Source organism: Pseudomonas sp. 5.2 (assembly GCF_059025405.1).
The window spans coordinates 154049-166611 of the sequence record NZ_JBYBHH010000005.1; the positions used below are offsets into that span (position 1 = coordinate 154049).

General features: G+C 63.4%; 14 protein-coding genes. 10 read left to right on the forward strand and 4 right to left on the reverse strand.

What is annotated here, in order from left to right; all coding sequences use genetic code 11:
• Positions 1 to 132: 132 nt before the first annotated feature.
• The 5 genes from hbdH (at position 133) to AC5PZ0_RS09945 (ending at position 6336) form a co-directional block, all read left to right on the forward strand.
• Entirely contained in the window at positions 133 to 903 is a 771-nt protein-coding gene (gene hbdH, locus AC5PZ0_RS09925; protein ID WP_454243641.1) for a 3-hydroxybutyrate dehydrogenase, read from the forward strand.
• 57 nt (positions 904 to 960) lie between these two features.
• Positions 961 to 1440 (forward strand): serine protease inhibitor ecotin, encoded by a 480-nt coding sequence (gene eco / locus AC5PZ0_RS09930; protein ID WP_027594862.1) that lies wholly within the window; start codon positions 961 to 963, stop codon positions 1438 to 1440.
• Between the two features lie 145 nt (positions 1441 to 1585).
• Complete coding sequence (locus AC5PZ0_RS09935) at positions 1586 to 3544, forward strand: acetoacetate--CoA ligase (protein ID WP_493854821.1); 1959 nt, start codon at positions 1586 to 1588, stop codon at positions 3542 to 3544.
• A gap of 36 nt (positions 3545 to 3580) precedes the next feature.
• Positions 3581 to 3856 carry a peptidylprolyl isomerase gene (locus AC5PZ0_RS09940; RefSeq protein ID WP_009686637.1) on the forward strand — a complete coding sequence of 92 codons (276 nt, stop codon included), beginning with the start codon at positions 3581 to 3583 and terminating at the stop codon, positions 3854 to 3856.
• A gap of 146 nt (positions 3857 to 4002) precedes the next feature.
• A complete protein-coding gene (locus AC5PZ0_RS09945; protein ID WP_493854822.1) occupies positions 4003 to 6336 on the forward strand; it encodes an autotransporter family protein in 2334 nt (777 codons plus the stop codon).
• Here the strand turns inward: AC5PZ0_RS09945 and AC5PZ0_RS09950 are convergent.
• A complete protein-coding gene (locus tag AC5PZ0_RS09950; protein WP_027594859.1) occupies positions 6333 to 6956 on the reverse strand; it encodes a LysE family translocator in 624 nt (207 codons plus the stop codon). The genes AC5PZ0_RS09945 and AC5PZ0_RS09950 overlap by 4 nt on opposite strands.
• A gap of 131 nt (positions 6957 to 7087) precedes the next feature.
• Between AC5PZ0_RS09950 and AC5PZ0_RS09955 the strand changes: the two genes are divergently transcribed.
• Together AC5PZ0_RS09955 and AC5PZ0_RS09960 are read left to right on the forward strand one after the other, a co-directional pair.
• A complete protein-coding gene (locus tag AC5PZ0_RS09955; RefSeq protein WP_493854823.1) occupies positions 7088 to 7897 on the forward strand; it encodes a helix-turn-helix transcriptional regulator in 810 nt (269 codons plus the stop codon).
• 79 nt (positions 7898 to 7976) lie between these two features.
• Positions 7977 to 8591: a LysE family translocator gene (locus tag AC5PZ0_RS09960; RefSeq protein ID WP_274883802.1), complete on the forward strand. Its 615-nt coding sequence runs from the start codon at positions 7977 to 7979 to the stop codon at positions 8589 to 8591.
• Here AC5PZ0_RS09960 and AC5PZ0_RS09965 read toward each other — a convergent pair.
• A complete protein-coding gene (locus AC5PZ0_RS09965; RefSeq protein ID WP_493854824.1) occupies positions 8539 to 9264 on the reverse strand; it encodes a metallophosphoesterase in 726 nt (241 codons plus the stop codon). The genes AC5PZ0_RS09960 and AC5PZ0_RS09965 overlap by 53 nt on opposite strands.
• A gap of 75 nt (positions 9265 to 9339) precedes the next feature.
• Between AC5PZ0_RS09965 and AC5PZ0_RS09970 the strand changes: the two genes are divergently transcribed.
• The 3 genes from AC5PZ0_RS09970 (at position 9340) to AC5PZ0_RS09980 (ending at position 10914) form a co-directional block, all read left to right on the forward strand.
• On the forward strand, positions 9340 to 9855 hold the full coding sequence (locus tag AC5PZ0_RS09970) for a DUF3016 domain-containing protein (RefSeq protein WP_027594855.1): 516 nt from the start codon (positions 9340 to 9342) through the stop codon (positions 9853 to 9855).
• A 76-nt stretch (positions 9856 to 9931) separates the two neighbouring features.
• A complete protein-coding gene (locus AC5PZ0_RS09975) occupies positions 9932 to 10675 on the forward strand; it encodes a carbon-nitrogen hydrolase family protein (protein WP_027594854.1) in 744 nt (247 codons plus the stop codon).
• Positions 10672 to 10914 carry a hypothetical protein gene (locus AC5PZ0_RS09980; protein ID WP_027594853.1) on the forward strand — a complete coding sequence of 81 codons (243 nt, stop codon included), beginning with the start codon at positions 10672 to 10674 and terminating at the stop codon, positions 10912 to 10914. Before AC5PZ0_RS09975 ends, AC5PZ0_RS09980 begins: the two co-directional genes overlap by 4 nt.
• A gap of 11 nt (positions 10915 to 10925) precedes the next feature.
• On the opposite strand, the gene AC5PZ0_RS09985 is transcribed toward AC5PZ0_RS09980, so the two are convergent.
• On the reverse strand, positions 10926 to 11426 hold the full coding sequence (locus AC5PZ0_RS09985; RefSeq protein WP_099429481.1) for a methylated-DNA--[protein]-cysteine S-methyltransferase: 501 nt from the start codon (positions 11424 to 11426) through the stop codon (positions 10926 to 10928).
• A 75-nt stretch (positions 11427 to 11501) separates the two neighbouring features.
• Positions 11502 to 12302, reverse strand: a complete 801-nt coding sequence (locus AC5PZ0_RS09990; protein WP_099429482.1) for a WaaZ-like lipopolysaccharide core biosynthesis protein — start codon at positions 12300 to 12302, stop codon at positions 11502 to 11504.
• Between the last annotated feature and the right edge of the window lie 261 nt (positions 12303 to 12563).

Consider the following 12563-nt stretch of genomic DNA (forward strand, 5'->3'; position numbering starts at 1 on the left):
CCCTGTAGGAGCAGCCTTGCGCTGCGGAGAGGCCAGTGAAAACCCTGTAAATCTTAGCTGCTTTCACCGGCCTCTTCGCAGCGCAAGGCTGTTCCTACAAAGAGACCCACAACCTGCACTGGGAGCATTCGCATGACCCTCAAAGGCAAGACTGCACTCGTCACCGGTTCCACCAGCGGTATCGGCCTTGGCATCGCCCAGGTGCTGGCCCGTGCCGGGGCCAACATCCTGCTCAACGGTTTTGGCGACCCGGCGCCGGCCATCGCCAGCATTACCAGCCACGGCGTGAAGGTTATCCACCACCCCGCCGACCTGTCGGATGTAGCGCAAATAGAGGCCCTGTTCGCTGTGGCCGAGCATGAATTCGGCGGCGTCGACATTCTGGTCAACAACGCCGGTATCCAGCACGTGGCGCCGGTCGAGCAATTTCCCGTGGAGAGCTGGGACAAGATCATCGCCCTCAACCTGTCGGCGGTGTTCCATGGCAGCCGCCTGGCCCTGCCCGGCATGCGCGCACGCAACTGGGGGCGGATCATCAACATCGCATCGGTGCACGGGCTGGTCGGTTCGACCGGCAAGGCCGCCTACGTGGCGGCCAAGCATGGCGTGGTGGGCCTGACCAAAGTCGTGGGCCTGGAAACGGCCGCCAGCAATGTCACTTGCAATGCCATCTGCCCGGGCTGGGTGCTGACCCCGCTGGTGCAAAAGCAGATCGACGACCGCGCCGCCAAGGGTGTAGACCCGCAGCAGGCACAACACGACCTGTTGGCCGAGAAGCAGCCTTCGTTGGCCTTCGTCACCCCCGAGCACCTGGGCGAGCTGGTACTATTTCTGTGCAGCGAGGCCGCAAGCCAGGTCCGTGGTGCCGCCTGGAATGTCGACGGTGGCTGGCTGGCCCAGTGAGGGCCGGCCACGACCTGGCAATGGTCTTGCACCCTTTTCAACTGCAAGGAGGCCAACATGCGCCCACTCCCACTGTCCGCGATCCTGACCTTGACCCTGGCTGCCGCCGCCCCGGCGATGGCTGCCAGCTTGAAGGATGTCGCGCCCTATCCCGAGGCGGAAAAAGGCTTCACCCGGCAGGTCATCCACCTGCCGGCCCAGGCCGACGAGTCGGCCTATAAACTGGAAATTCTCGCGGGCAAGACGCTCAAGGTCGACTGCAACCGCCAACGCCTGGCGGGCAGCCTCGAAGAACGCACACTCGAAGGCTGGGGCTACAGCTACTACCGCCTGGACAAGGTCGGCGGCCCTGCCAGCACCCTGATGGCCTGCCCGGATGGCAAGAAGACCGATGCGTTCGTGCCGGTGGTCGGCGAAGGCTTCATGCTGCGCTACAACAGCAAGTTGCCAGTGGTGGTGTATGTGCCCAAGGACGTCGAGGTGCGCTACCGCGTGTGGTCGGCCTCGCAAGACGTGCAGAAGGCTAAAGTGGAATAAGAAGCTCGCATCACACTGACAGGTAGGAGCAGCCTTGCGCTGCGAAGAGGCCAGTAATAGCAGCGAAAATTTACTGTGTTTTCACTGCCCTCTTCGCAGCGCAAGGCTGCTCCTCCCCCCCTCCCGCAACAACTGGAGGTTCGCCATGAACGACGTACTCTGGAGCCCCTCCACAGCGCAGATCGAGGCCAGCCGGATGGTTGCGTTTCGCCGCTGGGTCAACCTGCGCTACAACCTCGAATTAAACGACTACCAGGCACTGCACCGCTGGAGCATCGAGCAGCGCTCAGCCTTCTGGCAGAGCCTTGCCGAGTACTTTCACGTTAACTGGCACCAACCACCGAGCCACGTGCTGCGCGAAGGCCCGCAAATGCCCGATGCCCAGTGGTTCAGCGGCGCCACCCTGAACTACGCCGAACACCTGCTGCGCCGGCGCGACGACCGCCCGGCATTGATCGCCGTACGCGAAGACGGCCAGCGCCGAGTGCTGAGCCATGCGCAGTTGGCCGCCGAGGTCGCGGGGCTGCAACGGGCATTCGAGGCCTCCGGTGTGAAGCCGGGCGACCGCATCGCTGCCATCATGCCCAACACCTGGGAAACCCTGGTAGCCATGCTGGCCTGCACCAGCCTCGGCGCAATCTGGTCCAGCGCTTCACCCGAGTTCGGCGTGCACGGCATCATCGACCGATTCGGCCAGATCAGCCCCAAATTGCTGATCGTCTGCGCCGGTTACCACTATGCCGGCAAGGTCATCGAACAGGTCGACAAGGTCAACCAGGTCTGTGCCCAATTACCAGGCCTTGAGCAACTGATCGTGGTACCCCATACCCGCAGCGGGACCCGCGCCGACGAATTCCACGCGTCCCGTGTCGACCTGTGGGAGGGCTTTTTCCAGCCCGGGGGCATGCCTCGATTCACCCCGCTGCCGTTCGATCATCCGCTGTGCATCCTCTACTCCAGCGGCACCACCGGCGTACCCAAGTGCATCGTCCACCGCGCCGGTGGGGTGCTGCTGCAGCACCTCAAGGAACACGGCCTGCACAATGACCTCAAGGCCGATGATGTGCTGTTCTACTACACCACCTGCGGCTGGATGATGTGGAACTGGCTGGCCAGCGGCCTGGCTGTAGGTGCCACACTGGTGCTGTATGACGGCTCGCCCTTCCACCCCGGGCCAGCGCGGCTGCTGGACTTGATCGATGCCGAGGGCATCCATGCCTTCGGCACCAGCGCCAAGTACCTGGCTGCACTCGAACAGGAAAGCCTTGAGCCTGCCGCCACGCACCGCCTGACCAGCTTGCGCCTGCTGCTGTCGACCGGCTCGCCACTGTCGCCGCACAGTTACGATTACGTTTACCGCAAGATCAAGGCCGATGTATGCCTGGCCTCCATGTCCGGTGGCACCGACATCGTTGCCTGCTTCGTGCTGGGCAACCCGACGCTGCCGGTGCATCGCGGCGAAATCCAGTGCAAGGGGCTGGGCATGGCGGTGGAGGTCTGGAACGCGCAAGGCCAGAGCGTGTATGACGAAAAAGGTGAACTGGTGTGCCTGCAGCCGTTTCCGTCCATGCCGCTAGGCTTCTGGCACGACCCCGATGGCAGCCGCTACCACGCGGCCTACTTCAGCCAGTTTCCGGGGGTCTGGGCCCAGGGCGACTACGCCGAGCAGCGTGCCAGCGGCGGCCTGATCATCCACGGCCGCTCCGATGCCGTGCTCAACCCTGGCGGGGTGCGCATTGGCACGGCAGAGATCTACCGCCAGGTGGAGAAAGTCGAAGAGGTGCTGGAAAGCGTCGCCATCGGCCAGGACTGGCAAGGCGATGTACGGGTGGTGCTGTTCGTGCGCCTGCGCGACGGCCTGCAGCTGGATGACGCCTTGCGCCAACGCATTCGCCAGGTGATACGCCAGTACACCACGCCGCGCCATGTGCCTGCGGTGATTGCCCAGGTCAGCGACATCCCGCGCACCATCAGCGGCAAGCTGGTGGAGCTGGCGGTGCGTGATGTGGTCCATGGCCTGCCGGTGAAAAACACCGACGCCCTGGCCAACCCGGAGGCGCTGGAGCAGTTTCGCGACCACAACGCGCTGCACAATGAGGCATAATGGCGCCCTTTTTTTACCCCGAAGCACAGGTGTCCCATGAAAGCTCAAGCCCGCCACATCCTGGTCAAGACCGCTGACGAAGCCGAAAAGCTCAAGCAGCGCATCGCCAATGGCGAGGCCTTCGACGTGCTGGCGAAAAAGTTTTCCACCTGCCCGTCGGGCAAGCGCGGCGGTGATCTGGGTGAGGTACGGCCCGGCCAGATGGTCGGCGCCATCGACCAGGTCATCTTCAAAAAGCCGCTGCGTGTGGTGCATGGACCGATCAAGAGCAAGTTCGGCTACCACCTGGTGCAAACCTTCTACCGCGACTGACAGCGTCAGGGTGGCAACAGGCCACCTAGCATTATTGCCAGTTGTTCAACGTCAGGCCTTTCCCTACAACTCAGGCAGGACCGAGGTGGTGCGCCTAAGCGCCGCGTCAGGTAGTGGTCCCCTTCTGAGGCTCCGGAGACCTGCCGATGCGTTATCACCGCCTGCTTGCCCCTGCCGCGTTGCCACTGCTCGTACTGCCGACGCTTGGCTACCCTGATTCACTGACCGTCTTGCCGGGCGACAGCCTGGGGGCGATCTCGCAAACCCAACAGGTCGATACCTTCACCATGAGCGGGGGCACGGTCCAGTCGCTGAACCAGGGCCAAGGGTTCGATAATTTCACAATGTCGGGCGGGCGCATTATCGGTGCGTTCGAGGATGGCGATCATGCAATCTTTTCGGGCGGCCAGATAGGCCGAGTCGACTTGAAGCTCGCTGATAACTACTTCGAAATGTCCCAGGACACCGCCGTTACAACGCAGATTGACGGCAACCTGGTAAGCGGCTTTGGCAACGACACCATCCTGCTGCGCGGGGGCTCGATTGGCGGCAATATCAGCACCAGTGGCGGCCAGGACCGCATTACCATCAGTGGTGGTTCGCTAAAGGGCAATGTACTCGCCAGCGCCGGCAACGACACCTTCACGTGGTCCGGCGGCAGCATCGGCGGCCGGGTCGATATGGGTATTGGCGATGACTCAGCGACAATCGACAGCCTCAATGCCAAGGCCTTGAACATCAGCGTCGACGGTGGCGCTGGCAATGACACCCTGGTGTTCAACCGCAGCCAGGTGACGCGCGGGGCGTTGTACACCAACTGGGAATCCGTGGCGTTGACCAATGCCAGCCGATTCACCCTTGACGATACCCTCACCTTGGGCGACCTAGGCACCGACACCCTCCCCGCGACCGGTACAGGCAGCTTCAAAATCGATGCGAGCAGCGCGCTGATCGCACGCCAAGGCAGCATCGTGAGTATCCAGAACGGGAACAAGGTGTCGGTCGAAAACGCCGGCACGATAGACCTGTCACGGGGCAACGATGCCCAGGGGCGCCTGAGCATTCAAGGCGATTACACCGGCAACAACGGCACCCTGCGCGTGAACAGCGTGCTGGCCGGGGATGGCGCGGCCTCCGACCGCCTGGTCGTCAGCCGCGGGGTTATCGCTGGCAGCACTGGCCTGCTGGTCAATAACCTGGGTGGCGCAGGCGCGCTGACCACACAAAACGGTATCCAAGTGGTCGAAGCCCGCGAAGGCGCTGTCAGCCGGAACGACGCTTTCGTACAGACCCAGACGCTTTCGGTCGGTGCCTACGACTATCGCTTGTTCAAGGGTGGCGTGACGGCCGGCAGCGAAAACAGCTGGTACCTGCGCTCTAACGTGGTCGCCCCGCCCGCTGCGGCGCCTGCACCGCAACCGGGGGAGCCACCCGTGATCGAACCGGCAGCGACCCCGCCTGTGGTTGCGGCGGCGCCCGGGCAAGCTGAGCTGCCTGCGCCCGTGCAGGGCAAGCCCTTGGCGCTGTACCGCCCCGAGGCCCCGGTGTACGCCGCTGCCCCCAGAGGCGCCGCGATCATCGCCCGCCAAGCCTTGGGTACCTTTCACCAGCGCCAGGGCGATCAGCAGTTGCTTACCGGCCAAGGCGGGCTCCCCGCCAGCTGGGGCCAGGCCTACGGCGGCACGCTGCGCCAGCAATGGACAGGCACGGTCAGCCCCAGCCTGGACGGCGACCTGTATGGCTTCAAGGTCGGCCAGGACGTGTATGCCAAGGTCAATGACAGCGGCTATCGCCAACAGGTCGGCGTGTATGTCAGCCACAGTCGCCTGGACGCCGACGTCAAAGGGTTTGCCCTGGCCGTACAAGACCGCAGCGTCGGTGACCTGAAGCTCGATGGCGACAGCGTCGGCGCTTACTGGACACTGGTCGGGCCGCAGCGCGGGTACCTCGATGCCGTACTGCAGTACACCGACCTGGATGGCCGGGCGCGCTCGCACCGTGGTGACAAGCTGAACATCAAGGGCCATGCCTGGACAGCGTCACTGGAGTCCGGCTACCCCATCGTCCTGTCGCAACGCTGGGCCGTGGAGCCGCAAGCCCAGTTGATCGCCCAGAAGGTCTCGCTGGACACCGCCCGTGACAGCATCTCGCGCGTCAGCCATGACGCCCAGGTTGAACTGACCGCGCGCTTGGGTGCGCGCCTTGAAGGCACCTTCACGGGCACCCGTGGACGCCTGCTGCAACCCTATGCGCAGGTCAACTTGTGGCACGGCGACGGTGGCCGCGACACGCTGACGTTCGATGACCTCGACACGATCAAGACCGACTACCGCTACACCTCGGTGCAACTTGAAAGCGGTGTGGTCGCGCAAGTGAGTGAAGCGCTTAGCCTGCACGGCGGCGTGCAGTACAGCGCCAACCTGGACAGCCGCCAGCAGGAAGCCAGCGGCGTGAACCTGGGTGTGCGCTGGCAGTTCTAGCGGCGCGCTGCCAGCAGACCGAGGCCAGCGCAGCCCAGCAAGGAGGCGCTGACCCGGTTGAACATCCGACGCGGCCCAGGCTGGCTGAACCAGCGCTGCATATAGGCGCCAAGGCCCGCATAGATGGCGATGGCGGCCCACTCCAGCAGCAGGAACAGCACCCCCAGCCACAAGAACTGCTCACTGACCGGGGTAGCACCACCGACCGAAACGAACTGCGGCAGGAAGGCCGTGAAGATCAGGATCGCCTTCGGGTTGCCCGCTGCCACCCAGAACTCTTGCCGCGCCAGGCGCCAGGTGCCGCGCGGGTGATCACCCGCCACCACGGCTTCACCAACAGGGGCCCGCCACAACTGCCAGGCAATGTAGAACAGGTAGGCGGCACCGATCACTTTGATGGCGAGGAACAGGTATTCACTGGTATGCAGCACCACCGCCAGGCCCATGGCCGCCAGCGCAATCATGCCGCTGAAAGCAACAATGCGCCCGCCACCGGCCACGCAGGCCGTGCGCAGGCCGTAGCGGCTGGCATTGTGCAAAGACAGCAGGTTGTTGGGCCCGGGCGCCATGTTGAGGGCGAAGCACGCGGGGATGAACAGCAGCAAACTGGCAAGATCCATTATTATTGTCCTCTGACATCAAGCGCTTATTTCGACCGCAGACGCGCACAGGGTCAAGTTACAGCCAGCCGAAAAAACTGTACGGGTCCGCTGCTACTGGTAAGCTTTTGCTCCTGTCGAGGACCCTTTTCATGCCCCGCTCACAAGCCCGCGTCTGGCGCGATACTGCCCTGCCCTTCGTCGAAAGCCGCCGCGCCTGCCATAGCCGCGCCTGCTACAAGGCGCATAGCCATCCGACCTTTTCCATGGGTGCAGTGGATGCCGGCTTCAGCCTGTTTACCGGCGCAAGCGGTGGTCAGCAACGCCTGACCCCCGGCACCTTGGTGATGGTCCCGGCAAAGCGTGTGCATGCGTGCAACCCGGCGCCTGGCCAGGCCTGGAGCTACCAGATGCTGCACGTGGATGCCGACTGGCTGTCGCAGCTGCGCCTGGAGTCTGGGCTGCGCGGTGCGCAGGCGGGTGAGCCAGCACGTATCAGCCATGTGCCCGCCTTGTACGGCCAGTTCTGCGCGCTGAATGCCTTGTTGTTCTCCAGTGCGAGCTACGGCGAGAAAGAGGCGGCGCTGATTGCCTTCATGGGGGACCAGGACTTCTGCGCGCACCCGACGCTGGAGGCGGCACCGGCGCTGGGCGCCTCCCTGCTCAGTGGCCTGGTCGAACGGATCGAGGCTGAGGACCCTGCGCAACTGAGCCTGACGTTGCTGGCCCAGGAAGCGGGATTGGGGCGTTATCAACTGATTCGGGCGTTTCGCGCAGCGACCGGACTGACGCCCCATGCCTACCTGCTCAACGCCAGGGTCAATCGCGGTCGGCTTCTGTTGAACCAGGGCCTGGCGCTGGCAGAGGTCGCCTACCAGCTTGGGTTTGCCGACCAAAGCCACTTTCAGCGGGTGTTCAAGGCGCACGTGGGCGTAACGCCCGGGCAATACCGAGGCCATTGAGGCCCCGCGCAATAATCTTCAATACGGGCTCCAGGCTCGACGCCAGACTGCGGCTTTACCTGCCGGAGTCGTCTCGCCCATGGAGCAGTTCCTGATCGTCGCCCTCGCCCACTTCCTAGCCCTGCTGTCACCCGGCCCGGACTTTTTCCTGGTTGCTCGCACCTCCATCAGTGGCGGTTGGCGCACCGCCAGCGGCGCGTGCCTGGGTATCGCGTTGGCCAATGGCGCCTTCATCGCCATGGCCTTTACTGGCCTGTCGATTTTGCGTGAAGGCAGCACGTTGTTCATGGCTTTGCAGCTGGCCGGTGCGGCCTACCTCTTGTACATCGGCACACAATTCTTGCGCTACGCCGGGCATTCCAACCTGGCCGCAGTGGCCGGCAATGACGCTGTACCAGGTGGGTGGCGCAGCCTGGCGATGGGCTTTTTGTCGGGCATTCTCAACCCCAAGAACGCGCTGTTCTACGCCAGCCTCGCCAGCATGGTCGCCAGCAGCAGTGTCGGCTGGAAGGTGGTGTATGCGGGCTGGATGTTCTGCATCGTGCTGCTCTGGGACCTGCTGGTCGCCGTGGCCATCGGCAACCAGCGCGTGTTGCAGCGCTTCGCCCGCGCCTTGCCCTGGCTGGAGCGGGCTTCGGGGGTCATGCTGATGGTGTTGGCCGGGGCGTTGCTTGTGCACCTTGCGCGGGGCTGACCAGCTCAAGGGTCGCCAGGTCGAGCAGGCTGAAATGGCCGCTGGCCCAGCCGCCGGTGTCCAGGTGCCAGACATTGCCCAGCTGTTTGACCTGCAGCACCGGTGTATGCCCGACCAACAAGGCACGGATGCCGTGCACAGGCCGGGTGTCGCCCTCCTTCAGCCGGCGCCGCGACCATTGGCAGACTTCGCGTACCTCGGGGTCGTCATCCAGTTCCAACCAGCTACGTAACACGGGCCAATCGGCGAAGGGGCTGTCGGCATGCAACAGACCGATCAGGCCCGCTGCACTTTCAACTTCCATACCGATCGGCAATTGCTCGAAGCGTTCGACAAAGCGCCGCTGCTCGGCCTTGGGCAGCTCAAGAAACCAGCCACCACCGGCGGCGTGGTACATCTCCAGGTCGAACCGGCCACCGCGCAGGTAGCTAACCGCCAGCGCCTCATGGTTCCCCTGCACGGCATGAAACCAGGGCAAGTCCAGCCACGCCAGTGCCGCGTGGCTGAGCGGACCGCGGTCGACCAGGTCACCGACGCTGAACAGGCGGTCCACTGCGGGGTTGAACCCAACCGCTTGCAGGCACCGAACAAGGCGCCCGAAGTGCCCGTGGATATCACCCACCGCCAGGTCTCGACCCAGGGGGTTGGCGGCTACCCGCCGAAACCGACTCATTACAAACTTCCTCTGCGGGTGCTGTCATGGCAGGCGTAGAATAAAAGGACACGTCTTTCACCTTGGAGGTGCATCATGCGTACCGCCCTCGTGTGTGCCGTGCTCGTGGCGCTGTCATTGAACAGCATGGCACAAGGTGCTCCGGCTGCGCAGGTCGAGGTGCGATTCGACCATCCCGAAAAATTTCGCGATGCCAGCCTCGACAGTGCCGGCTACGAACGGGGTGCCGATGCCTATGTCATGAAGGCCCTGACCGAGTACCTGCAGAAGCTCGGCCAGCGTTACTTGCAAGCTGACCAGCAGCTGGTTATCGACATCCGTGACATCGACCTGGCCGGGCGCTTCGAGCCTTGGCACAGCAATGCCTACGATGTGCGCTTCATGCGCGAAATCACCTGGCCGACCATCGACCTCAGCTACACCCTCAGCCAGCCCGGCAAACCTGCCCAGCAAGCGCAGGAACGGGTCAGCGACAAGATGTACCTCAGCCGCCCAGGGCGCGTGACCAGCAGCAGCGACCGCCTGTATGCCGAAAAGGCCATGCTGAACGACTGGTTCCGCCAGCGCTTCGCACCGCACTCGGCTTCCTGAAAAACCCTTCACTGGTACAGGTGTTGCGGCCAGGCGTATGCTCGGCCCTTGACTCGTACCAGGGAAGGAGCTGTTGATGAAGATCTGCGCCGTGCAACTGGCGTCGCTCAAAGGCGATATTCAGGGCAACCTTGCGCGTCACCTGTATTGCATCGAGCAGGCTGCGGCGCTGGGTGCTGAGCTGGTGGTGTTTCCTGAACTGTCACTGACCGGCTATGAGCCGACCTTGGCCCGCCAGCTCGCCCTGCCGTTATCCTCCCCACGGCTGGAGCCACTGCAGGCACTGTGCGACCAGCATGCTCTCACAGTCGCCGTGGGCCTGCCCTTGCCAACGCCTGACGGCATTCGCATCGGCATGCCGATCCTGAGCCCAGGCATGCCCCGCCAGGCGTATGCCAAACGGCGCCTGCACGGCGATGAACTGCCCTACTTCGCCGCCGGCGATCAACCCTTGGTACTCGAGGTGGCCAAGCACCGGGTAGCGCCTGCCATCTGCTACGAGTCGATGTTCATTGAACATGCTGCAGAGGCCCGGGCACAGGGCGCGCAGGTGTACCTGGCCAGTGTGGCGAAAACGGCCAAGGGCATTGGTGAGGGCTACGAGCATTACCCGGAGGTCGCTCGCACGCTGGGCCTTACCGTCTTGTTGGCCAACTGCGTGGGGCCTGCCGATACGTTCATCGGCGCAGGTGGGTCTGCGGCCTGGGATAGCCAGGGTCGGCTGCTGGCCAGCCTGGATGACACCTGCGAAGGGCTGATTCTGCTGGATACCACCCACTCCAGCGCGACCGCTGTGCCACTGAGGGTGCTGACTGCGTGAAGTATCTGTTGTTGACGCTGGCGAGCTACGCATCCACGCATTACCTGGTCGGGCTGTTGATCCAGGGTCAATTGGCCGAAATCGCCGAAGGCCTGCGCCATCGACCGGGTGCGCCCACCCCTGGCGAATACTTGCGAGAGGTCCGGCCCCATGCACGGCGGGCCCACCGGCAGTACACCTTGATGGCCGGATCAGCGCTGGCGCTGGTGGCCTGCCTGGTCGCCAGCTGGATCCTTTAGGTTTGCCTGACTCAGAGCGCCAATGCCAGGCTTTCTCTGCCTTCCAGCGCCAGCAGGTATTGCTTCGCCTGAAGCCCTCCGGCAAAGCCGGTGAGGTTGCCTGAAGCACCAATTACCCGGTGGCACGGCGCAATGATGGAGATCGGGTTACGGCCATTGGCCGCGCCTACTGCACGGACTGCGCTGGGGTTGCCGATCTGCCGGGCAATGTCGCCGTAACTGCGGGTTTCACCGAAAGGGATGGTCAGCAATGCAGCCCACACCTCGCGCTGAAACGGCGTACCGACAAAATCCAACGCCAGGTCAAAGCGTCGCCGCGTGCCGGCAAAGTACTCGCCCAGCTGGCGGGCGGTGTCCAGCAGGACTGGGCACCGGTCATCTCGGTGGAGCTCACCGAGCCGCACGCGGTTTTCCCGCTCCTCTTCCCAGAGCACGGCTGCCAGCCGTTCGCCGCGGGCGACCAGCGTCAGCGTGCCAACGGGGGATTGCATGAAGGTGAAGGCGCTGGACATTGGGGGCTCCTGCAGGGTGCGAGATGGTCAGCGCACTCTACGCAGGCGCAAGGCCACACGCACCCGCTTTCTTGCTCAACCAATCCCACAGCCGGCAATCCGCCTGGCTTCTGACAGGTTGACCTTGGGGATCAGTTCGGCCGGGATGCGCGACGCCGCCGACAGGTTGTAGACGTGAAAATGCTCATTGACCACTTGCCGCGCCATCAATGTCAGTGACGGCAGGATGCGGCTGTCCCAATGCTGGTCCAGGCCGCACGGTGAATGTTGCCCTTCTTCGGTCTCGTAGAAGCGCCCCACCGTCTGGTCAAGGTCGACCCCCACCAGCAGCACCTCTTCGAACCCCAGGTGATAAGCCAGTTGCAGCGCCACGTAGGCGACTGTGCGGGCATCGAAAAAACCCTGCGACAAGTCTTTGCTGAAGGCGATCGACCGTGCCCGTTTGCTCCACAGTGCGCGGCTGCAGACGCAACTGTCACCGTGCCCGCGCACACCGTCGAGCAGGCCGGGTGTGTGCGCCTTGTGCAAGGCATAGCATTCGCTGGCAGCTGGTATGTCGGCACCCTCGAATTGCTCTGGCCACAGCGCGAGCCGTTGGCTGTCACGCAGGGCGGTGGCAAACAGATCAGGTTGCTGCAGGCCGAAGCTTTTGTCGGTGCACACGTAGAAAAACGGTTTCACGCCATGCTCTGCTGTCATGGCGACTGAACCGTTCATGGCAATGATGGGCAGATGGGCAAAATCAGCCAGCGGGAAATGCCTGGCTGAAGCACCCGAGGCCAGAATCACCACGGGGCCTTGCTGGGTATTGCGACACGCCTCGAAACTGGAGAACGCCCCGCGTTCAGCACTGGGCTGCGACGGAAGTGTGTTCATCGTTTGCTACTTTGGACTGGACAGTACAAAACACGATACCGGTCCTTGTATGCACAACGGACGCTTTTACAAAAACCTTACACAAAGCGACTGCTGGGTCTAAATCTGTCCAAAAGTGGAAGTAAATGACAGCGCCCTTCTCCACATAAGCGCAGTGTTTCTACAGACCCGTACTCCCGGTCGTTGTTCACCCGCCTGCAGGTCTGGCAGGCGCTTTGCCCCCATTGCACCGACGAACGGGCGTACTGGAAGCGGTGTCAC

Coding starts and splice junctions, on each gene's coding strand:
- AC5PZ0_RS09935 (WP_493854821.1), top strand. CDS start 1,586: ATGAACGACGTACTCTGGAGCCCCTCCACAGCGCAGATCGAGGCCAGC.
- AC5PZ0_RS09985 (WP_099429481.1), bottom strand. CDS start 11,426: ATGTCCAGCGCCTTCACCTTCATGCAATCCCCCGTTGGCACGCTGACG.
- AC5PZ0_RS09945 (WP_493854822.1), top strand. CDS start 4,003: ATGCGTTATCACCGCCTGCTTGCCCCTGCCGCGTTGCCACTGCTCGTA.
- AC5PZ0_RS09950 (WP_027594859.1), bottom strand. CDS start 6,956: ATGGATCTTGCCAGTTTGCTGCTGTTCATCCCCGCGTGCTTCGCCCTC.
- AC5PZ0_RS09960 (WP_274883802.1), top strand. CDS start 7,977: ATGGAGCAGTTCCTGATCGTCGCCCTCGCCCACTTCCTAGCCCTGCTG.
- AC5PZ0_RS09965 (WP_493854824.1), bottom strand. CDS start 9,264: ATGAGTCGGTTTCGGCGGGTAGCCGCCAACCCCCTGGGTCGAGACCTG.
- AC5PZ0_RS09970 (WP_027594855.1), top strand. CDS start 9,340: ATGCGTACCGCCCTCGTGTGTGCCGTGCTCGTGGCGCTGTCATTGAAC.
- AC5PZ0_RS09990 (WP_099429482.1), bottom strand. CDS start 12,302: ATGAACACACTTCCGTCGCAGCCCAGTGCTGAACGCGGGGCGTTCTCC.
- eco (WP_027594862.1), top strand. CDS start 961: ATGCGCCCACTCCCACTGTCCGCGATCCTGACCTTGACCCTGGCTGCC.
- AC5PZ0_RS09955 (WP_493854823.1), top strand. CDS start 7,088: ATGCCCCGCTCACAAGCCCGCGTCTGGCGCGATACTGCCCTGCCCTTC.
- AC5PZ0_RS09975 (WP_027594854.1), top strand. CDS start 9,932: ATGAAGATCTGCGCCGTGCAACTGGCGTCGCTCAAAGGCGATATTCAG.
- AC5PZ0_RS09940 (WP_009686637.1), top strand. CDS start 3,581: ATGAAAGCTCAAGCCCGCCACATCCTGGTCAAGACCGCTGACGAAGCC.
- hbdH (WP_454243641.1), top strand. CDS start 133: ATGACCCTCAAAGGCAAGACTGCACTCGTCACCGGTTCCACCAGCGGT.